We start from the raw sequence: 213 nt of genomic DNA, 5'->3' as shown, positions 1-213 counted from the left end.
GTGTCCTAACCGATAGACGAAGGGCGCACTCGCTGTGTGGGCGCCTTATAGCCAGCGACTCTGAATAGAGCAAGCGCCAATCTCAGGAATGTTGTGATTTTCCTGTTCAAAATACCAGGAAAGATTCATGGCGGCACGAGGCGGAAGTTTAGGTGTCGAAACGCGCGGTAAATCGCTGTTCCAACAGCAGAAAATCGATTTTCATTTGGGGAA

The sequence above is a fragment of the Ensifer sp. Root954 genome, assembly GCF_001429005.1.
GTDB lineage: Bacteria > Pseudomonadota > Alphaproteobacteria > Rhizobiales > Rhizobiaceae > Ensifer > Ensifer adhaerens.
The sequence above is the reverse complement of the archived record's forward strand: the minus strand, read 5'-3'. Positions refer to the sequence as shown.